General features: G+C 45.6%; 18 protein-coding genes. 12 read left to right on the top strand and 6 right to left on the bottom strand.

What is annotated here, in order from left to right; all coding sequences use genetic code 11:
• Positions 1-84: 84 nt before the first annotated feature.
• The 5 genes from J2Z28_RS19385 to J2Z28_RS19365 all read right to left on the bottom strand — a co-directional run bounded on the left by J2Z28_RS19385 (position 85) and on the right by J2Z28_RS19365 (position 6182).
• On the bottom strand, positions 85-651 hold the full coding sequence (locus J2Z28_RS19385) for a TetR/AcrR family transcriptional regulator (protein ID WP_211083817.1): 567 nt from the start codon (positions 649-651) through the stop codon (positions 85-87).
• Positions 652-957: 306 nt separating this feature from the next.
• Positions 958-1959: a 4-hydroxythreonine-4-phosphate dehydrogenase PdxA gene (pdxA, locus tag J2Z28_RS19380; protein WP_211083815.1), complete on the bottom strand. Its 1002-nt coding sequence runs from the start codon at positions 1957-1959 to the stop codon at positions 958-960.
• Positions 1956-3251: a four-carbon acid sugar kinase family protein gene (locus J2Z28_RS19375; protein WP_211083813.1), complete on the bottom strand. Its 1296-nt coding sequence runs from the start codon at positions 3249-3251 to the stop codon at positions 1956-1958. Before J2Z28_RS19375 ends, pdxA begins: the two co-directional genes overlap by 4 nt.
• Before the next feature lie 95 nt (positions 3252-3346).
• Entirely contained in the window at positions 3347-4333 is a 987-nt protein-coding gene (locus J2Z28_RS19370; RefSeq protein ID WP_211083811.1) for a 2-keto-3-deoxygluconate permease, read from the bottom strand.
• Between the two features lie 166 nt (positions 4334-4499).
• Positions 4500-6182, bottom strand: a complete 1683-nt coding sequence (locus tag J2Z28_RS19365) for a sigma-54-dependent transcriptional regulator (protein WP_211083809.1) — start codon at positions 6180-6182, stop codon at positions 4500-4502.
• Between the two features lie 228 nt (positions 6183-6410).
• On the opposite strand from J2Z28_RS19365, the gene J2Z28_RS19360 reads away from it, so the two are divergent.
• The 8 genes from J2Z28_RS19360 (at position 6411) to J2Z28_RS19325 (ending at position 13360) form a co-directional block, all read left to right on the top strand.
• Positions 6411-6629, top strand: a complete 219-nt coding sequence (locus tag J2Z28_RS19360) for a hypothetical protein (protein WP_211083807.1) — start codon at positions 6411-6413, stop codon at positions 6627-6629.
• Between the two features lie 228 nt (positions 6630-6857).
• Positions 6858-7559, top strand: coding sequence for a PspA/IM30 family protein (locus J2Z28_RS19355; protein WP_211083805.1), 702 nt, complete (start codon positions 6858-6860; stop codon positions 7557-7559).
• Positions 7560-7743: 184 nt separating this feature from the next.
• On the top strand, positions 7744-8775 hold the full coding sequence (locus J2Z28_RS19350) for a TFIIB-type zinc ribbon-containing protein (RefSeq protein WP_211083803.1): 1032 nt from the start codon (positions 7744-7746) through the stop codon (positions 8773-8775).
• A complete protein-coding gene (locus J2Z28_RS19345) occupies positions 8772-9572 on the top strand; it encodes a TPM domain-containing protein (protein WP_211083801.1) in 801 nt (266 codons plus the stop codon). The genes J2Z28_RS19350 and J2Z28_RS19345 overlap by 4 nt, the downstream gene beginning before the upstream one ends.
• 77 nt (positions 9573-9649) lie before the next feature.
• Positions 9650-10699: an SPFH domain-containing protein gene (locus J2Z28_RS19340; protein ID WP_211083799.1), complete on the top strand. Its 1050-nt coding sequence runs from the start codon at positions 9650-9652 to the stop codon at positions 10697-10699.
• Positions 10700-10884: 185 nt separating this feature from the next.
• On the top strand, positions 10885-11115 hold the full coding sequence (locus J2Z28_RS19335) for a DUF896 domain-containing protein (RefSeq protein ID WP_076329630.1): 231 nt from the start codon (positions 10885-10887) through the stop codon (positions 11113-11115).
• Positions 11116-11201: 86 nt separating this feature from the next.
• Positions 11202-12155 (top strand): ring-cleaving dioxygenase, encoded by a 954-nt coding sequence (locus tag J2Z28_RS19330; protein WP_211083797.1) that lies wholly within the window; start codon positions 11202-11204, stop codon positions 12153-12155.
• 116 nt (positions 12156-12271) lie between these two features.
• On the top strand, positions 12272-13360 hold the full coding sequence (locus tag J2Z28_RS19325) for a low temperature requirement protein A (RefSeq protein ID WP_150364683.1): 1089 nt from the start codon (positions 12272-12274) through the stop codon (positions 13358-13360).
• 121 nt (positions 13361-13481) lie between these two features.
• Here J2Z28_RS19325 and J2Z28_RS19320 read toward each other — a convergent pair whose 3' ends face one another.
• Entirely contained in the window at positions 13482-14159 is a 678-nt protein-coding gene (locus J2Z28_RS19320; RefSeq protein ID WP_211083795.1) for a PBECR4 domain-containing protein, read from the bottom strand.
• A 673-nt stretch (positions 14160-14832) separates the two neighbouring features.
• On the opposite strand from J2Z28_RS19320, the gene J2Z28_RS19315 reads away from it, so the two are divergent.
• From J2Z28_RS19315 to J2Z28_RS19300, 4 genes are all read left to right on the top strand, one after another.
• The gene (locus tag J2Z28_RS19315) at positions 14833-17616 is read left to right on the top strand and encodes a glycoside hydrolase family 3 C-terminal domain-containing protein (protein WP_211083793.1); all 2784 of its coding nucleotides are present in this window, start codon (positions 14833-14835) and stop codon (positions 17614-17616) included.
• Between the two features lie 189 nt (positions 17617-17805).
• Positions 17806-17997, top strand: a complete 192-nt coding sequence (locus J2Z28_RS19310) for a hypothetical protein (RefSeq protein ID WP_017691199.1) — start codon at positions 17806-17808, stop codon at positions 17995-17997.
• 217 nt (positions 17998-18214) lie between these two features.
• Entirely contained in the window at positions 18215-18406 is a 192-nt protein-coding gene (locus J2Z28_RS19305) for a hypothetical protein (RefSeq protein ID WP_211083791.1), read from the top strand.
• 42 nt (positions 18407-18448) lie between these two features.
• Positions 18449-19213 carry a copper homeostasis protein CutC gene (locus J2Z28_RS19300; RefSeq protein ID WP_211083789.1) on the top strand — a complete coding sequence of 255 codons (765 nt, stop codon included), beginning with the start codon at positions 18449-18451 and terminating at the stop codon, positions 19211-19213.
• Positions 19214-19215: the final 2 nt, after the last annotated feature.

The raw sequence follows: 19215 nt of genomic DNA, 5'->3' as shown, positions 1-19215 counted from the left end.
TGTCAAATTAGAGGTACAGCCACGTGGTTTATATAATTAAACGATATAAATGACACTTGTGTCAAATTAAAGCCAAGAATAAAGTTAGCTCTTGGCTCCTCCGATCCACATTTGGAACAGCAACTTTCCCCAATCAGGCGTAGGGATATTTAGCATATTAGGCGTATTAATTAAGTTAAAAAAAACACCAATAAGTACAGGTAGAGGAATATCTTGTCGCAGGGCTTGATCCTGCTGAGCGCGTTCAAACAAGCGTGATAATTGAATTTTTAGGGTCCTATGTGCTTCCTCAATAAATTCAAGATCTCTCGCTGCCGCAGCAGAATTAGTTGTATTAATTTTACTGGCATCTCCCAGAAGTTGATGGAGCGTAGATTCTTCTGCGTAGATCAGAAGCAGTTGCTCAAGAGCATCCATTGGATCAGTCTCATCAATGGCTAATGAATTCTCTAATACGGTTGCAATTGATCGCTTCATACAAGCAGCGACGATCTCTTCTTTATTCGCGTAATATTGATATATCGTGCTCCGGGCTCCGGACAGATGCTGTGAGAGCAGCTTGAGATGAAAACCGTCATAGCCATGCTCAAGTATTAATTTTTTAGTTGTGTCCAGTAGCTCTGTTTCAGTAAAAGATTGTTTTCGTCCCATTAAATCTCTTCCTTTTTATCATTTAAAGTCAGTGTGAACTTCACGTAATCGATGTGTACTGCAGGTTTACAGGAGTTCTTCACTTTACTTGCTTATTATGATCAGTTTAGCATATGTTTGATGGCCATAATACCAACCAAGACTATTGGTCTGGATAAATGGGTGGACGATATACAAAAAGGCAAACCCTTGAACTTACAGAGGGTTTGCCTTTTTCCTTCTATTTATCGAATAACGAATATATACCGATACGAATACAATTAATCTTACGATCAGACTCACGCATGTACCGAATGAATCTTGATGTTATCCCTGATCCTTCGGCGCCAGCTCGATAGCAGAGCGAATGGCAGCCAGCATGCTTTTATCATCGGCGATATTTTTGCCAGCGATATCAAAGGCCGTACCGTGGTCAACAGACGTACGGATGATGCCGCCTTTCAGGCCAACAGTGATGTTCACGCCTTCTTCAATGCCCATTACCTTGATCGGTGCATGGCCTTGGTCGTGGTAGCAAGCTACGACGATATCGAAGTCACCGCGACCAGCGCGGAAGAAGAGTGTGTCCGCTGGGAGTGGACCAACGACGTTAATGCCTTCCTTCTGTGCACGTTCGATACCGGGCTGAAGTTTCTCTTCTTCTTCTCCATTACCGAACAAGCCGTTCTCTCCGGCATGAGGATTGATTCCGCATACGGCAACGCGCGGATTCTCAAAGCCTGCTTTTTTCAACGTATCATGAGCAAGCTTCACGACGGTGTAGGTTCTTTCCGGGTTAATACTTGCAATGGCATCGATCAGACCCATGTGTGTTGTCAGGTGAATAACGCGCAGATTAGGCGTGGTCAGCATCATCGAGAAGTCTTGTGTATCCGTCAGGTCTGCCAGAATCTCGGTGTGCCCTGGATACAGGTGCCCCCCTTGATGCAGAGCTTCTTTGTTCAAAGGCGCGGTGCAGATGGAGTGAATCTGCTGTTTTTTGGCAAGATCAATGGCTTTGGCGAGAAACTGGAATGCTGCATCTCCAGCCACGGCAGATACTTTACCATATTCCAGATCCGCAGGAACGAGGTTCAGATCAATCACATCCACAGTACCGAATTCATACTTGGCTTCAGAAGGCTCTTGAATCGCGTTAACGTTCAGACTTGAACCGATGACTGGCAACACACGCTCCAGAATCTTTGCATCACCGATAACGAGCGGGTTGCACTGATCGTACATTTCTTGATGACCCAGTGCTTTCATAATAATCTCCGGTCCAATACCTGCTGCGTCGCCCATCGTAATTCCAATTGTAGGTTTCATACGAGAATACCCCCTTTTAATTTTTGAATCGCATGGATAAAGACATCCGGTTTACCGAATCCGCCTGCTTTGGTAATCACATGCAGATCATCAATCCCTATAAACTTGGAGATTGGCACGCCGATTTCAAGCTCATCCAGCAGCTCGAAGCCGCTAATATTCCATTTCAGACAGATTTGTTTTGCCGTATCGCCGCCAGTCATGGATACCCCTTTGAAAAGTCCCTCTTCCAGTAGTCTGGCACAGATCTCACCCATCGCGAGTACGATTTGGTTACTGACTTCCGTGTGATTGAGACCACGAACTTCGCCCGTTGCTCGTGCCAGTTCGATATCCACTTGTTCAGCGGTGGAGTAGAGGACAACATCTTGTCCTTCCAGCGCTTTGTCTCGGACCTCGTTATAGACACGTTCCATCTCTTCCGCGCGGTCTGCGGTTGCGGATACCGCTTTGAAGGAATGGAAGGAGACTGAAGCAACGCGGGACTTACGCATCAAGCGATGCAGCTGCTCGCGGGAGTTTTTGTTCACGCTGCCAACCACCGTTAGAATTGGACCGGAATTCTCCGGGATATCAAGTGACGCAGCTCTGGATTCCAACTCGTAATGTGCGGGGAGGTAATTGGCAATGCCCGCCGAACCTGCCCAAGTAAAGGTATACTCCAACTCGCGAGTCATCTGCAGAATCAGTTCCAGATGTCTTTCTTCGGTGGAGTCCACCATTACATACGGGATATTATTTGTTTTCAACTGCTCTAGCTTGGTGCGAATATGATTCTGCCCGGCTTCCAGATCGGCGACGGTGATTTCGCCAACTTCGTACTTGGTCTGTTGTTTCAACAAGTCCGGAAGGTAGGAAATCGTTACAGGTGTCTTCGGATCATGGGCAATTTCAGTATCTGCCAGCGGAACGCCGTTCAGGTAGTGGATTCCTTCCAATATCGTCCGGTTATTTTTGGGATAACCCGGGGCAATCATCATAAAGTCCGGCTTTACGACATCATATACAGCATCAATCTCGATGCCGATATTACCGCGCATGGTGGAGTCCATTTTTTTGAAAATCGTCTCAAATCCGTTGTTCGTCAGCAATTCAGCAGCCTGATATACACGGTCATACGCTTCCTGCGAAGATATGGAACGACTATCTGTATCAAAGACGACGGCATCGTAACGTGTAAGAGGGCCTTCATCTATATTAAAAAGAACACTGGTCTTCAAGCCATGACGGGCAAGCTGCACCCCGCTGTCATTGGCACCGGTCAAATCATCTGCAATAATGGCTAATTTCATGCAGTCATCCCTCCTTGTAAGCACAATTTAATAAAAAGTCCGTTCAGATCATCCATTAAGCACAGATCAATCACATTAAATCAGGTGATACCCATTTATGTGGTTGGTCGTTGATTGTATTTCTCGACTCCGCCTGATTTCTCCAGTCGTTTGGAGAGGAACCCGATGAAGATCGGCAACAGGATGGCTGTTGTTACAACGCTCGCTGCAATTTGCACCGTAGCAATCTCGGCAATTGGGCCAAATGAAGCATTAGCAGCCACGATGGCAGCAGGTGTACCTACGGCATTCCCGGCTGTTGAACCTTCGGAAGCACCCACGATGGGGTTCCAGCCGATGGCTTTAAAGAGCAGGAAACCGATTCCGCCCGTTAATAACACGGTTAACACACCCAGTAAAATTCCGCTAAGACCACCTTGAATGATGGAGGAGAAGCTAATGTTCATACCCAGAGCAAATGCAAAGAACGGAACAAGTTTGTCACTGCCTTTATGCAGCCATTCCCCCAGATTGCGGTCCAGATTACCAATAATGACACCAACGATAAGCGGAAGCAATACCGCGACAAAGGCCATTGGGGAAAACATACCGTTCGCAAAACCCATCGCACCAAAGACGGAGAGCGCTACCATGGTCAGGAAAGGACCATCACTGAGTGCTAGGAAAGGGTAGGCTGCTTTGTCATCTTCTTTCCCGTATTGGCCGGCGAGAGCAATGTACAAACCACCGTTGGAGTTAGTCATTGCAGCAATAATGGCAAGCGGGGCCAGGCCGAGAAATAACCCATTTGAATCCGCGAACAAAATAGCGATAAAACCAAGGGCTGCACCAATCACCCATTTGAACGTGAGCAAGGTCAAACCTTTGCCGACAGAGGAACCTGCTGTTTTAAACGTAATCTGTGTACCCGCAATGAACAGGAACAGGGCAATCAACGTGCTGGCACTGTTGACAAAAAGTGCTTCCGTGAATCCGCCAATGCGCAGGGCATTCGGGAAGAATGTATTGATGGTTGCACCAAGTAACAGGGGAACGACCATCATACCGCCAGGGATGCGATCTAAAGTTGCTTTAATGTTCATAGTAGTAGCTCCTTATGAAGTAATCGTTTTTATGAAGCGCTTGCAGGGATTATATTATCCCATATCGTTTAATATAGCAACAATAAATTATTGTAAATTTTAAGAACTCGGTTAACTGTTTAAAAATGCAACATATAAAGGCGATAAAAAAGACGCAAACTTAAAGTTAATCTTTAAGTTTACGCCATAATGTGGCCCGGTTAATCCCCAGACGCTCTGCGGCCTTTGATTGATTATTATTTTCCTCCTGAAGCACGAACTGAATAACTTCTTTCTCAATCTCCTTCAGCGTACCATCCAACTTCATTGGGCTTGAAGAAGGTTGCTGATCCAGCAAGCGGGACAAGGTAGCCGTGGTGATTACATAATCTTGTTCGTTGAGTGCAGCCTGCTTGATCAGCTGTTTCAGCTGGTTGACATTCATATGTGTGATCTGATCTTGGATCAGCTGTAGAGCATCTTCTTTGATTCTCACCGCAGTAGTTCCGTATTTGTGGTAGTAATCCGTCAGGAAATGCTGCATCAGTGGAGCCAGATCCTCTGGTCTATCCGCAAGATTTGGCATCATGATTGTATTAAGCTCCAGATCAAGTGACCACTGCGGGTTCATTATCTGTTCCCCGAGTATAAACACCCCAATCTGGTTTTGAAGGCAGCTCTGGATAAAGGCGAGCAACTCCGGATCTTCCATACGTGTTTCCATGTGGTTAATCTCTACATTTCTAACCTTGGCGAGTGGTATCTTGTGCAAATGACCGGGCGGAACTTGCGAGAGATCCATCTGTAATAAGAGTCCGCCACCTGAGTACATCTGATGAATATGTTTGACCAGAAAAGATTTACCGGAATCTGCTTCACCCCGCAGATAGATCGGTTCATGATTCTCGTAGAGTGCCTGAATGTTCTGTAATACCGCCTGCATGGCAGGGGATTCGGCAACGATAGGCTCCATCGATGCGTCCGTAAACGTTGTTATGCCGAATTGTACAAAGGCATAGGGTTGTCCTTTTTCCAGCATATATACCTTGTAGTTCTTGTTGTCCAGGGTCGTTTCATAGGCGTTAACCGTGAGCTGGTAATCGTCCACCATGAACACATTTTGGATCTGGGATTGATGGAAATCCAGGCTGGTGTTGGTCAGATATATGTAATTATCGGTCAGCGGATTTTTCTCAAAATCGGTCAGGTTCTCAAATACAACTTCATTCCGTTCATTTAAAATAAGCAAATTGGGATGTTCCCGTGTAACCAGGTCATTCAGGATGATCGATATCGCATGATTTTTGCTCAAATAACGGTAGACCAACTGTGCATCCTCCATCGCTCTAAGGATGGATTCCTGGCCAGATTGGATTAACAATCCCTCCAGACCATAGGTCTTCGCGGTGTTGACGGTGATCACATCTCCGACAATCTGTCGGTACCCGGAAGCTTTCAACTCCAAAAGTAATCGGGCGACATCTTCCGAGCTATGTATGGTATAGACCTTGAGGGGCAGATCCATCAGATCAATAATCGATTGTGCACCAGAGGTGATGTTGGAGAAGCCAACAATGGCTGTTTGGCCGTTAAACTGGCTTGCCAGTGTAAGTGAACGAATCATATCATAGCCCGATAACTGCACATCAATGACGGGAATGGTCACTGCTTTTTTAATGAGTTGGGCGGTTCCGCCGCGGCTGATGATAATCTCTGCACCGTTTTTCTCAGCTTGAGTTGCTAATTCCACACCGTTCGCCAAGTCGCCCACGTCCGTCTGAATGGTTAACTGGGGAAAGCGAGGAATGCACTCTTGTATAATAGGAATCATCGATTCGTAGGGAGCAATAAAGTGAACTCGTGTACGCATATTTTTCCTGCCTTTATAGAAAACTTTGATCCCCTTATTATAGCCAACTTGCGAAGGAATGGCACCTATGGGGGAACCAGCCCTGTTGTGTCTGCAAAATGCCTGTGTGTTATGCCTTCATAACTCTCCGAGTGGAATGTGATGAAATGCACTGAATCGAATCGTTATGTATTTCAAAATTAATGCATAATTGCACACGATAAGTATAGAGAAATGAGGAAATTTCATATGGGAGACATTCATAAAGTAGCTGAGCCGGATCACATCATTAAGGATGTTGTCGGGAAGTTCCCGTGCAGGGTGCTGTGGAGTGAAGGCCGTCCATGTCTTGAGTATCAGAGGGAAGCGGATGTGGCGTTAATAACCGAATACGTCCATAAAACGTATAACGTTGAATTATTGGATGTGTTTTTCACAGCGGTGGAGAGCCTTCCGGTCGAGCCATAGATTTAGGTAGGGATTTGTGGATTGCGAGAAAGGATTAGTACTTGAGTTTTTGTGTGTTTATACAAGGTCATAAGGCGACACTATAGGTGTTCGTCTTTTCTTTTATACTCCATCATTACCCGACTTTGGATCGTAGTAACTCCACTTGCCATCGTGAAATGTGAAACGTATGTGGGCGTATTCATGTATTATAGTATACATATGAACTTTTCGGAGGAGGAACAAGTAATGGGAATCTTATCGAGGTTTAGAGACGTGATGAAGGCCAATGTGAACCACATGTTGTCTCGGGCGGAAGACCCGGAGAAAAGTGTGAATGAATATATGCGCAGCCTGAGCAGTGATCTGGGTCAGGTGAAGGCTGAAACGACAGCGGTGCTGTCGGATGAGAGCCGGGCGAAGCGAGCATTGGATGAGTGCAGCGCCGAGGTCAAGAAGTTACAGCGGTATGCGGAAAAATCAGCGGAGTCGGGAGACGAAGACAAGGCACGTGGTTTTCTGGAGAAGAAAGTGAAGCTGACTGACAAATTGAATGAATTACAAGCCGCCTATGAACGTGCTTCCGCCAAAGCCAAGATGATGAAGCATATGAACGATAAACTGGTTGCAGATCTAGGGCAATTGGAGGCGCGGCATGCAGAACTGAAAGGTCGCATCGCAGATGCGAAGGCGCAACAACAGGCCAATGAACGGAATACATCTACGGGCAGAGCTGATGCTGCATTGAAGGCCATGGAAGATAAGGCGAATCAGGCGCTGAACGAAGCAGAGGCTTTGGCAGAACTTCGTGCTGGGACACAGGAAGATGATTTGGACGAATTAATCGCCCAGTTGGAGAGGGACATGAACTCAGATGCGGGTAATAATGAGAATGCGTCGCCAAGTGCGGAGGAAGAACTCGCAGCGATTCAGGAAAAGCTGAAGAAGTGAGTTTAACATATAGACTACAACGTAGAGGCAGAAATGAGCTGAAGAAGCGGAGCTAAAAGCTTTCTGAAAGAAAGCTGCATCGGAAGCAAACACTTCGCCCTTAAGAGCGATCGGAAGGTTGTTTTGCCAGCGAAGTTATACAGTGTCAATTAGAATCATATTTCGTTAACATTGAGGTGAGCAGATGCCGGTTATTGAATATAAATGTCCAAATTGCGGCAGTGGCATGATCTTTGACAGTGTGTCAGGTGCATTATCCTGTCCCAGCTGCGGCCGCCAGGACAACATAGAGCAGATCCCCGATCCCTTGAAGAGACAAGTGTTCACGGAGAATGAGGTCAAGGAATACCACTGTAACAGCTGCGGAGCTGACATTGTCACGGAGCCGGAGACCAGTGCGACGACGTGCAGTTTCTGCGGTGCAGCGGTTGTACTCAGTGATCGGCTGACGGGCAATCTGGCCCCTGCGATGGTGATTCCCTTTTCGATCAACAAGGATCAAGCCAAGCAGGCTTTCAAAAAGTGGTGCAGAAATGGCCTGTTAACGCCAAGTGGCTTCATGTCCGCCGATCGGATTCAGAGCATTACCGGCATGTACGTGCCGTTCTGGTTGTACGAGTTACATAACAAAATCGAAGTGCATGGTCGTGGCACCAAGGTCAGATCCTACACCCAGGGCGACTACCATTACACGGAAACACAGCACTTCGATATATACCGCCGGATTCGGCTGAATTACGTGAACCTGCCCATCGATGCATCGGAGAAAATGAAGGATGAACTGATGGATAAGCTTGAGCCTTTTCCATATAATCAACTGAAATTGTTCAAGACCCCGTATCTGGCGGGGTACATTGCGGAAAAATACAGTTATACGGACGAGGAACTTTTTCCACGGGCCAAGGATAAAACGAGATCGTACATTGATTCTTATATTGCCTCAACTGTATCCGGATATACCAGCGTGAGCTACACGGACAAACAGATTGATACTACGCTCAAAAATGCAGACTATGTGCTGCTCCCGGTGTGGATGGTCAACTATGACTACAATCGGGCACAGTATACCTTTGCCATGAATGGTCAGACAGGAAAAGTGGTCGGCAAACCACCGATCAGCAAAGCTAAAGTGGCAGGATGGTTCGCAGGAGTCTCTGCGGTCTCGTTGTTGTCACTGAAGCTGGTTTCCTGGATGATGGGAGGTGGATTCTTATGAGAAAAAGAACCCCTCTGGCCGTGATGGCTACGCTCATTTTACTTATGATCACCCTTGTCGCTCCGTTGATTCCCATGTCATCGGCATCCGCAGCGGAGAACAAAAATCTCATCTACGATGAGGCCAACCTGCTGAGTGAGCAGGAGATAAGTGAACTGAATGTACTTGCAAGTCAGTATGGCGCGGAACGGCAGACGGACTTTGTAATCTATACCTCCAATAATGAGGAGCATAAAAGTGAAAAACTGCTTACCGAAGACTTTTATGACGATCAGGGATTTGGTTACGATAAAACGCATGGAAACGCAGTTATTCTTACAATAGACATGTACAATCGGAAGATGTATCTGGCTGGTTTTTACAAAGGGGAAGAGTACATCGATAATGGCAGAGCCGATAAAATTACGGCCAAAATTGCCCCAGATGTATCGGATGGAAATTATAGATTGGCTTTTGAAAAATATTTGGAGCTCTCCTACGAATATATGGATCTTAAGCCCGGGGTAAACCCGGATAATATCCTCTTTAAGACGTGGTTTCAACTTGCTGTATCCGTGGCAATCGGAGGAATTGTAGTTGGTGTAATGACCCATCGTTCTGGCGGGCGAGTTACTGTAAATCGTGCAACGTATGAGGATTCCAGTAATTCCAGTGTAATTGATCGTCAGGATCGGTACATTCGTACAACGGTCACCAAACGCAAGATTGAGAAGAACAATAATAACGGTGGCGGAGGCGGCGGTGGAGGAACCACCCGAGGTGGCCATTCCCATAGCGGTAGCAGCCGATCTTTCTAGCATCACGGACACTCGCAATAACTTAACGCAGGCATGATGACACACAATGCTTACTAATAGAAGGGATGGGAATTAGTATGGGATTTTTCAGAAATCAATTTTCGAATGTGGTGGAATGGGAAGAGTTCAGAGATGACATGATATTTTGGAAGTGGAGCAACCGAGAGATCAAGAAGGGGAGTAAACTGATCATCCGTTCCGGTCAGGACGCCATTTTCTTGAATAACGGTAAAGTGGAAGGCATTTTCGAGGACGAAGGATCGTTCAATATTGATTCCGAGATCATTCCGTTTCTTTCTACATTAAAAGGATTCAAATTTGGATTCAACAGCGGCATGCGGGTCGAAGTCTTGTTTGTAAATACAAAAGAGTTCACCGTGCGGTGGGGCACACAAAGTCCGGTGTTGATTCCAACACCACAACTCCCCGGCGGGATGCCGATTCGGGCCAACGGCACATTTAATTTTAAAGTAAGTGACTATGTGACCCTGATTGATAAGATTGCAGGCATCAAACAAAGTTATCTGGTGGAGGATGTCAAAATCCGTATCACTTCCGTGCTGGATCAGCTTCTAATGAAGTGGATTAGCCGTGAAGGGAAGGATATGTTCAACCTGCAGGCCAATGCATCGGATATTGCCAAAGGTATTCAGGAAGATCTGGATATGCAGATGATGGACATCGGGATTGGGATTACCGGTTTTCAGGTGATGAGCTTCAATTATCCAAAAGAGATTCAGGATATGATTACAAAGACCGCTTCGCATGAGATGGTTGGTAATCTGCAAAAGTATCAGCAGGTCAGCATGACAGACGGCATCGCATCCGGTAAAGTACAAGGCGGCGGCGCAGCTTCGGATATGGCGGGCATGATGATGGGCATGAACATGGCCAATGAAATGATGAAAAACATGAACCAGAATCAAGGCCAAGGCCAGAATCAGAACAACAATTCCAATTCGTCTCAGAATCAGAATAACGATCAGAAACCAGCGGGAAATAGCAACGGTGATTCAGGTAACTCTTCATCTACAGAAGGCAACAAGAAGCCAAACTTCTGCCCGAACTGTGGAGCCAAAAATGAAGGAGCCAACTTCTGTCCGAATTGTGGTCAAAAGCTGGGCTAATGAATTAAATATGTGAAGGGCTAGGTTCGTAGTAAGTGAAATTACTGCGGAGCTAGCCCTTTTTAATTTTTATAAAAGAGTTGACAACCGCTCACAAATCATTTATCTTTAATTTAAGATATTTAATTTAAATATAAACAGCAACCGACAAATATCTTTAATCCATAACACAAGGAGAGATCAAGATGATTATCCCAACATTGACCAGAATAAATGAACTTTCAAGAAAAGCCAAAGAGGGCGGATTGACGGAGATGGAGAAAGAGGAACAGGTTCGTCTTCGCCAGGAATATCTGCAAACTTTTCGCGGTTCGGTCAACGACATTCTGCTGAATGCAACCATCTATGATCCAAACGGCGATGACGTGACTCCTGATAAATTGAAACAAGAACAGGCCAATAAAAATAACGACTAGAATATAACTCGCCAGACCATATATCTTAATTTAAAGATAATACAAACTTACTATAAATCACTTACCAAACCAAGGAGGAATTAATCATGACTATTCAAACAGCAGGTATTCACCATATTACAGCTTTCGCAGGAGATCCACAGGCCAACGTTGATTTTTATGCCGGAGTTCTGGGACTTCGTCTGGTGAAAAAAACAATCAACTTCGATGCACCTGATGTATATCATCTGTATTTTGGCGATGAACATGGAAGCCCAGGTACCATCATTACCTTCTTCCCATCCGCTGGATCACCACGGGGGAAAATTGGTGGAGGCCAGGTCGGCATCACTTCCTATGTCATTCCTCCTGGATCGATTGGCTTCTGGCAGAATCGGCTGGAACAGTATAACATTGAGGTAACCAAAACAAGTCGCTTCAATGAAGACCTGCTTCAATTCGAAGATGGCGAAGGCCTGCGGCTTGAGCTTGTTGAACGGGAAGAGGGAGCAACCAGCACTTGGGCGCACGAGGGCATTCCAACAGATAAAGCAATCAAAGGCTTCGGTGGTGCTGTCCTGTTCAGTGTTAACCCGCAAAGAACGATGGATGCTCTTGAGAAAATTTTGGGATTTGTCAGAGTAAGTGAAAATGAAGAGTATGCTCGTTTCCGGTCCAGCGGGGATATCGGTAATGTCGTAGATGTTCCAGTGACCCGTATGGCTCTGGGTATGGGTGGCGCAGGTACCGTGCACCATATTGCATGGCGCGCCAAAGACGATGAAGAGCATGCACAGTGGAGTGAAGCTGTACGTGATTACGGGTACCAACCGACTCCAGTGCGGGATCGTCAGTACTTTAACGCAATCTACTTCAGAGAAGCTGGCGGCATTCTGTTTGAAATTGCTACAGATCCTCCGGGCTTTGCCAAAGATGAACCTGCTGATTCGCTTGGACAAAAATTGATGCTGCCTGAATGGTTCGAGAAATACCGCCCTCAAATTGAGGACAATCTGCAACCGATCGAGGTAAGAACACTCGTACCTGCTACAGTACAATGAAGTAAGGTAGATGGCGCTCAGAGCTTTTCCTCTGGGCGCGTCACCAAGTCAGCGATTTAGGTACTGAGTGAGCAACAGGCGTTGTAGTATGAGAAAAACCAAAGGAGCAACGAAGGATGATGGAGAAAAAGGTTACCTGGCTGGAGCTGTTTTACGATCTGCTCTTTGTAGCAGCGGTCTCCAAAGCGGGTCATGTCTTGTTACATGCCGAACATGGAGTAATTACGTTTGAATATTTAATGAAGTTTGTGCTTATTTTTATCCCTGTTTGGTGGGCATGGGTCGGTCAGACCTTGTTTATTAACCGCTATGGTCAAGATATCCTGATCCATCGAATATTCCTCATCCTTCAGCTTCTGTCCGTTATGGTCATGACGGCAAGCCTCTCTACCCATTTTGACCAATACTACTTGTCCTTCTTCATTGGATATATCGGCTCACGGGCATTTACGGCGATTCAGTATCTGACGGCTCACAAGTCAAAAGGCGAGCATCAGCAGCAAGCGGCTCGTTACTTGGGTATCTGTTTCCTTATTGGCATATTGATCTCATCAGGTTCATTGTTCTTCGATTCCTGGTTACGCTACGTGATTTTGTATGCGGGGATTGCTGTGGACATTGTGCTTCCGCTGATCGGACGCAAAAATCTGGTGAAGGTACCGGTTCAGACCCATCACTTGTTGGAACGTTTCGCGCTCTTTACACTCATCCTGTTGGGTGAATCGGTGGTAAGCATTATTGCGGTGCTGCAAGCCGATCATTGGGATATGAAATCCATTCTGTTTGCCGCCTTTACATCCATCTTTGTCATTGCGATATGGTGGCAATACTTCGACAACGTGGAGAAAAAGGTCAGCAAAGAGATTCAGACTGCCGGGCAAGCGATCATATACGGCCATCTGTTCATCTACATCTCTATGAGTATGATCGCTGCGTCCATTCAGCTGTTATATCAGAATCAGTTAAACTATGTGTTCATGATAGGATTTGTATTTGGATCAGCGCTACTGTATTTCTTGTCGACCTCACTTGTGTTCCATCGTTATAGACACGCACATCTACGACTCCGGCCACGTCATCTGGCAGTCATGGTGGGATTACTGGTGGCATTTGTCCTTGTTGATCTGGTCTACCGGGTTCCGGGTTATGTCATCATGGGCGAAGACATGTTATTCTTCCTGGTGTATGCGAAACTTACGACTTAATATATCAAAGGAATTCTATAGCCTTCTAGGTAGCAAAACAAACTAAATAACCGTTTTCCAGTAGTATACCGGAGAACGGTTATTTAGTTTGTACCTGAAATCGATTCCAGATGAGACACCATTAATAGTTATCTGATGATTCAGAGATGTTGATAGCAGTAGAGGCTACTTGTGTATCGGGTCTTAACATTTTTAAGGTCTTAACAATGGGTATGGGTCCTTTTTGACCATCAATGAACGTAGTGCCCGAATTTTTTTGTGTTATCGGTTCGATAAGAAACGTTCTTGCTACATATGTTCCTTCCACTATTTTATCTATTCCAAGATGGATGTAAGCATTGTGATACACATCAAATATTAATAGGGCACAATTAATACTATTAACAGGTTGAGTGTAGTAAACGACTTGTGTTGAAGACATAAGTAGCTTGGGAATGAGATGGAAATTAACTAATTTACTTTTTACACTATTGAATCCACCCTTGTTTTTCTTTTTTAAATCTTCAAACGTAATTATACCGTTCATAACACCATTGAAACCTGGCATGCCCTTATATTTTGAAGCTGCGCGTTCCTTCAAAGTTTTATTGACAATACTTTGTAAGCCTACAAGATGACAAAAGTTTTCTTTGTTAAAATCTAAGTGAAGTACGGAGCCGTCTCCCAAGTGGTATGTAAATCGATATGGTAATAGATAGCTTATGTAGTAGTCGAGGAGCAATTTTAGGTTAATCTGATCTATTCTTGGTTTTACATCTAGTGAGTTTAAGTCGTGGACATGTGATATCCTTTCGAGCATATAGGTTCCCTCACAGTTTCTATTTACAAACTAAAAAAGACGCTAGGTAGATAGAACCAGCGCCTTCACAATTATAATATGGTGGCGACTAAAAGCTCTGTTCCGCGTCTTATTTAAAGTCCACCGCGGAGTGGAACTAGGGGTCGCCTTCCCCAGTGACCCTAAGGGTCCAAATATAGTATATTCCGTATTACCGTGTGTTATGCAACTAATTACTCTATTCCGCATCTTATTTAAAGTCCACTGCGGAGTGGAACCAAGGGTTGCAACCCTGGTGAGCACAGTACGCTCCAAATTTGTTGATATCACTAGTATACCACAAAAGCCTTTTAGTTCAACAAAATGAGAGATATTATCCATACGTTTATCGGAAATAATTCCCTAAATATTATCCTTGAATCATTGTATTCTTAACGAATAATTGATTGAATGAGCGTGTTCTTACATCGTGGAACGGCGTAATTGTGTCTGCAACTTTTGACGTTAGGGTAATTTCTTCTCAAAAGCACAAATCTAATTTAATTTCTTCTATAGAATCTGTTAATATGAGACTATGTACAAGTGAATCTACCAGATCATAGAATCTCTTTTTATAAAATGAGTGTGCGCTTGGTTAGTTCATTTTATATATAGCGATTCGTAGATATGGGGATGACAATCAGGAGGGAAATCATTGAGCACACATCAAATCGGAGTTCCATTGGAAGGGTTTGCAGAGTTTAGTCGTACGGTTGCCGCTGAAGGAGCCGTTTTACTCAGAAATGAAGGCCAAGTGCTTCCACTTCGTGAAAACGAAAACGTTTCAGTTTTTGGACGGATTCAAGTCAATTATTATCGGAGCGGCACGGGTTCAGGCGGTAGTGTACATGTGGCCTACACAACGAATCTATTGGATGGTCTGCGAAGCAAAAAGAATATAACGGTGAATGAAGAACTGGCAGCTGTCTATGAGAAGTGGATTGAAGAAAATCCATTTGATGATGGCGGAAAAGTATGGGCGGCCGAGCCATGGAATCAGAAAGAAATGCCTTTGACGGATGAACTGGTTGCACAGGCCAGAAGCAAATCCAGCAAAGCCATTATCGTGATTGGACGTACAGCAGGAGAAGACCAGGATAATGCGGATGCGCCAGGAAGTTACCAACTGACAGAAGATGAGAAAGCGATGTTGAAGCAAGTTACTTCGCAATTTGAACACACAATCGTTGTGTTGAATGTCTCAAATATCATCGACATGAGCTGGTTAAACGAAACGTATCTACATCCAATCCAAGGTGTAATTTACTCCTGGCATGGCGGTATGGAGGGTGGTAATGCGATTGCCGATGTGCTGGCGGGGGACGTTACACCAAGCGGTAAACTGACAGATACGATTGCTTATTCCATTGAAGATTACCCTTCGACAAGCAACTACGGCAATGAGTTCAAGAACCTGTATCAGGAAGATATCTATGTAGGTTATCGTTATTTCGAAACGTTTCGACCTGAGCGCGTTCAGTTTGAATTCGGTTACGGCCTGTCTTATACGACGTTTTTGGCTCAACACGAAGAAGCAAAATCAGTGTCCAAAGACGGCGAAACCTACATCGAAGTTCGTGTAAATGTGACCAACTCAGGTACAACATATGCGGGCAAAGAGGTTGTGCAAGTTTATTATGAAGCACCACAAGGCAAACTGGGACAACCGGCGAAGGCGTTGGTGGCTTTTGGTAAAACAGGATTGTTGCAGCCGGGTGAGTCAGAAATTCTGACGATCAGCTTCCCGATTCATGCCATGGCATCTTACGATGATGCCGGTGTTACAGGTCATGCTTCCGCATATGTTCTGGAAGAAGGCACATACCGACTGCATGTAGGAACCAGTGTGAAACAAGTGGAGCATATCAGCATTGATGGCCAGGATGGATATGTGATTGAATCCCTTCAATTAGTGGAGCAACTGCAAGAAGCGATGGCCCCAACTGAAGATTTTACACGGATGAAACCAGGTTCGCGCAAGGAAGATGGATCTTATGAACTGACTTATGCAGAAGTACCGAAACGTAAGATATCCATGGCGAACCGGATTGAGCAGAATCTCCCGCAAACGCTGGAGCAGACGGGTAATCAGGGCTACAAGCTGAGTGACGTTAAGGCTGGCAAAGTGAGTCTGGAAACCTTCATCGCTCAACTGAGTGATCAGGATCTGGCGGCGATTGTCCGTGGTGAAGGCATGAGCAGTCCGCTCGTTACTTCGGGAACGGCATCTGCATTTGGTGGTGTCAGCGACAGCCTGTTTAACTACGGTATTCCGGTAGCATGTACGGCAGATGGCCCGTCCGGTATTCGTATGGATAGTGGCGAGAAAGCAACACAGGTATCCATTGGTACGTTGCTTGCGGCGACATGGAACAAGGATCTTGTTGAAGAGTTGTATGTGATGGAAGGACAGGAATTGCTGAGAAATCAGGTGGATACCCTGCTCGGACCTGGACTCAATATCCGCCGGAGCCCGCTCAATGGCCGGAACTTTGAGTACTTCTCTGAAGATCCACTGATCTCGGGTGTATTTGCCGCAGCATGTACGAAAGGTATCATGAAGGGTGGTTCCAATGCCACACTGAAACACTTTGCCTGCAACAACCAGGAGAAGCACCGCAGTAAAGTAGATGCTGTTGTCTCCGAACGTGCACTGCGTGAAATTTACCTGAAAGGGTTCGAAATCGCTGTAAAAGAAGGCGGAGCCAACTCCATCATGACTTCTTACAACCCGGTTAACGGACACTGGGCGGCATCCAACTACGACCTGAACACCACGATTTTGCGTGGCGAATGGAATTTCGACGGAATCGTAATGACCGACTGGTGGGCGATTATGAATGATGTGACCGAAGGTGGCGAGGCTGATCGCAAATACACCAACTGGATGATTCGTGCGCAGAATGATCTCTACATGGTTGTACCGAACTACGGCGCAGAGATCAATGGCTGGGACGACAACACGATTGAATCCTTGGAAAATGGAACACTTACGCGCGGAGAACTGCAACGTTCCGCGATTAACATCTGCAAGTTCATCATGAATGCACCAGTGTCCGGCAGAAAACACGAGATCGTGGAGAACGTCGCTTCGTTCCAAGCGAATGCATCCCTATCTGCTGCACAAGCTCAGGATCTGGTTGAGAACGCACAGGTGAAACCTGCGGTAGCTGAACCCGTCTATATGAAAGTGGATCAGGCCGGCCATTACCGGATTATCGTACAGATCATGTCCCCTGAGCCGGAACTGGCTCAAAGTGCATGTAACCTGCTCCTGAATGATCAGTTGGTGACCACCATCCAAACGAATGGTACAGAAGGCAAATGGATCAGACAGAAACTTGTCAAAGTAGATCTTGAAGCAGGACTGTATGAATTGAAACTGGACTTCACCAAACCAGGTCTCCAGATTGACTGGATCGAATTCAAACAGGTGTAGAAGATAATCGGAAATATCAGGTGATAAGAGCAATCGAAAGGTTGTTCTGTCATCCAAAGCAGAATACGTTGGTATATGACAAAGGACACTGTACGCGGGTGTCCTTTGTTGTAACACGGAATAGCTACTGTTATGATAGTGTTATGAGATTCGTAGTTCTGAACAATGGGGTCAGGGGTGTTGCGAGGAATGAGAAATTATAATTTTTTGAGTCCAATCCTGCTGGTTGTGGTGGCGCTGATTGTAAGAGGCCTGGTGACTAACCTGGGAGTTCTTTTCGGATTATCACAAGAAGTGGCGAGTAATATTGCCATGATAGCCATGATTATTGCTGCACTGATTATGTTTAATCGAATGACGAAGGCTCGGCGTAGAAAATAGAAAAAGCTCGGATAACCAGAAGGTTATCCAAGACATGAAGACACCCTCCGGGTGTCTTTTTTTGTATTGACGTTCTGATCCTAACGTTTTAGACTATTGCTAATAAATAATAACACTATAAATAACAAAAATAACAAAACTCATCAAACAAAGTATATGATGTCCGTTGCGCTCTCTATTTGCTAGCCCATTCCGGTCCCCAAAGGAGAATCCAATCATGAAGATCATTGCCGACAAATCATATATCGTTTCAGGACGGCCAGCCTTTGCAGATTGCAATCTGGAAGCTGACCATCGTCAAATAATGATGAAGAAGGACCGCAGGAGCGCTGATGAAGCGTTCAGTCGGTCCTTTATGTCATGGATTAGGCCGTGTGCAGTTCGAGAGATGTGTATCGATACGGGTTAACGGTTCAGGAATAATCTACGATGAAGTGAAGGGAGCAACCTTATGAAGAGACAGCCTGTATTGGAAGTCATTGCTGTGGATGCGGCAGATGCCCTAGCAGCTGAAGAGGGAGGGGCAGATCGGATTGAACTGGTGTCTGCGATGTCCGAAGGGGGGCTTACTCCCAGTTATGGCGTCATGGAGCATGTGGTGTCCCAAGTATCCATCCCGGTGTATGTCATGATTCGTCCCCATAGCCGCTCGTTCCGCTATAGCACAGATGATATCCGCGCGATGACTCGGGATATAAGCGTGGCGAGGGAACTTGGAGTCGATGGCATCGTGATCGGCGCCCTCACGGGAGATGGTGAAGTGGACCTCCTATCCTTGCAATCATGTATGGCCGAAGCTCAGGGTTTGGGCGTTACGTTTCATCGTGCAATTGATGTGAGCATTAGTCTGACTGAGGCGCTCAAGGCCATTAACACATTGGGCAACGTGGAGCGTGTGCTTACATCAGGAGGGAAACAGACAGCGCCTGAAGCCATATTGGAACTGAAACAGCTTCATGAACTGGGGCAAACCTTGAACATCGCTGTCATGGCAGGGTCGGGGGTCACAATAGAGGGAATTCAAACGCTAGTGAGTCAGACGGGTATCACGGAAATCCATATGGGATCAGGCGTGAGGTACAAAGGCAGCTTTAATTATCCCATTGATCCACATTTGGTTGAAGAAGCCAAGCAGCAGTTATTGCTTGCATCACAGCCATTCATGGACAGTAGTGCACTGAGTAGTGGTCCAAGCAAGGGTGGTCCAATGATATAGGG

Source organism: Paenibacillus xylanexedens (genome assembly GCF_017874615.1).
GTDB classification, from domain to species: domain Bacteria; phylum Bacillota; class Bacilli; order Paenibacillales; family Paenibacillaceae; genus Paenibacillus; species Paenibacillus xylanexedens.
The sequence above is the reverse complement of the archived record's forward strand: the minus strand, read 5'-3'. Positions and strand labels throughout refer to the sequence as shown.

What these genes read in the sequence shown, in the direction of transcription:
- J2Z28_RS19300 (WP_211083789.1), top strand. Translation starts at nt 18,449, where the DNA reads ATGAAGAGACAGCCTGTATTGGAAGTCATTGCTGTGGATGCGGCAGAT.
- J2Z28_RS19355 (WP_211083805.1), top strand. Translation starts at nt 6,858, where the DNA reads ATGGGAATCTTATCGAGGTTTAGAGACGTGATGAAGGCCAATGTGAAC.
- J2Z28_RS19360 (WP_211083807.1), top strand. Translation starts at nt 6,411, where the DNA reads ATGGGAGACATTCATAAAGTAGCTGAGCCGGATCACATCATTAAGGAT.
- J2Z28_RS19325 (WP_150364683.1), top strand. Translation starts at nt 12,272, where the DNA reads ATGATGGAGAAAAAGGTTACCTGGCTGGAGCTGTTTTACGATCTGCTC.
- J2Z28_RS19305 (WP_211083791.1), top strand. Translation starts at nt 18,215, where the DNA reads ATGAAGATCATTGCCGACAAATCATATATCGTTTCAGGACGGCCAGCC.
- J2Z28_RS19370 (WP_211083811.1), bottom strand. Translation starts at nt 4,333, where the DNA reads ATGAACATTAAAGCAACTTTAGATCGCATCCCTGGCGGTATGATGGTC.
- J2Z28_RS19345 (WP_211083801.1), top strand. Translation starts at nt 8,772, where the DNA reads ATGAGAAAAAGAACCCCTCTGGCCGTGATGGCTACGCTCATTTTACTT.
- J2Z28_RS19330 (WP_211083797.1), top strand. Translation starts at nt 11,202, where the DNA reads ATGACTATTCAAACAGCAGGTATTCACCATATTACAGCTTTCGCAGGA.
- J2Z28_RS19350 (WP_211083803.1), top strand. Translation starts at nt 7,744, where the DNA reads ATGCCGGTTATTGAATATAAATGTCCAAATTGCGGCAGTGGCATGATC.
- J2Z28_RS19340 (WP_211083799.1), top strand. Translation starts at nt 9,650, where the DNA reads ATGGGATTTTTCAGAAATCAATTTTCGAATGTGGTGGAATGGGAAGAG.
- pdxA (WP_211083815.1), bottom strand. Translation starts at nt 1,959, where the DNA reads ATGAAACCTACAATTGGAATTACGATGGGCGACGCAGCAGGTATTGGA.
- J2Z28_RS19310 (WP_017691199.1), top strand. Translation starts at nt 17,806, where the DNA reads ATGAGAAATTATAATTTTTTGAGTCCAATCCTGCTGGTTGTGGTGGCG.
- J2Z28_RS19320 (WP_211083795.1), bottom strand. Translation starts at nt 14,159, where the DNA reads ATGCTCGAAAGGATATCACATGTCCACGACTTAAACTCACTAGATGTA.
- J2Z28_RS19385 (WP_211083817.1), bottom strand. Translation starts at nt 651, where the DNA reads ATGGGACGAAAACAATCTTTTACTGAAACAGAGCTACTGGACACAACT.
- J2Z28_RS19335 (WP_076329630.1), top strand. Translation starts at nt 10,885, where the DNA reads ATGATTATCCCAACATTGACCAGAATAAATGAACTTTCAAGAAAAGCC.
- J2Z28_RS19365 (WP_211083809.1), bottom strand. Translation starts at nt 6,182, where the DNA reads ATGCGTACACGAGTTCACTTTATTGCTCCCTACGAATCGATGATTCCT.
- J2Z28_RS19375 (WP_211083813.1), bottom strand. Translation starts at nt 3,251, where the DNA reads ATGAAATTAGCCATTATTGCAGATGATTTGACCGGTGCCAATGACAGC.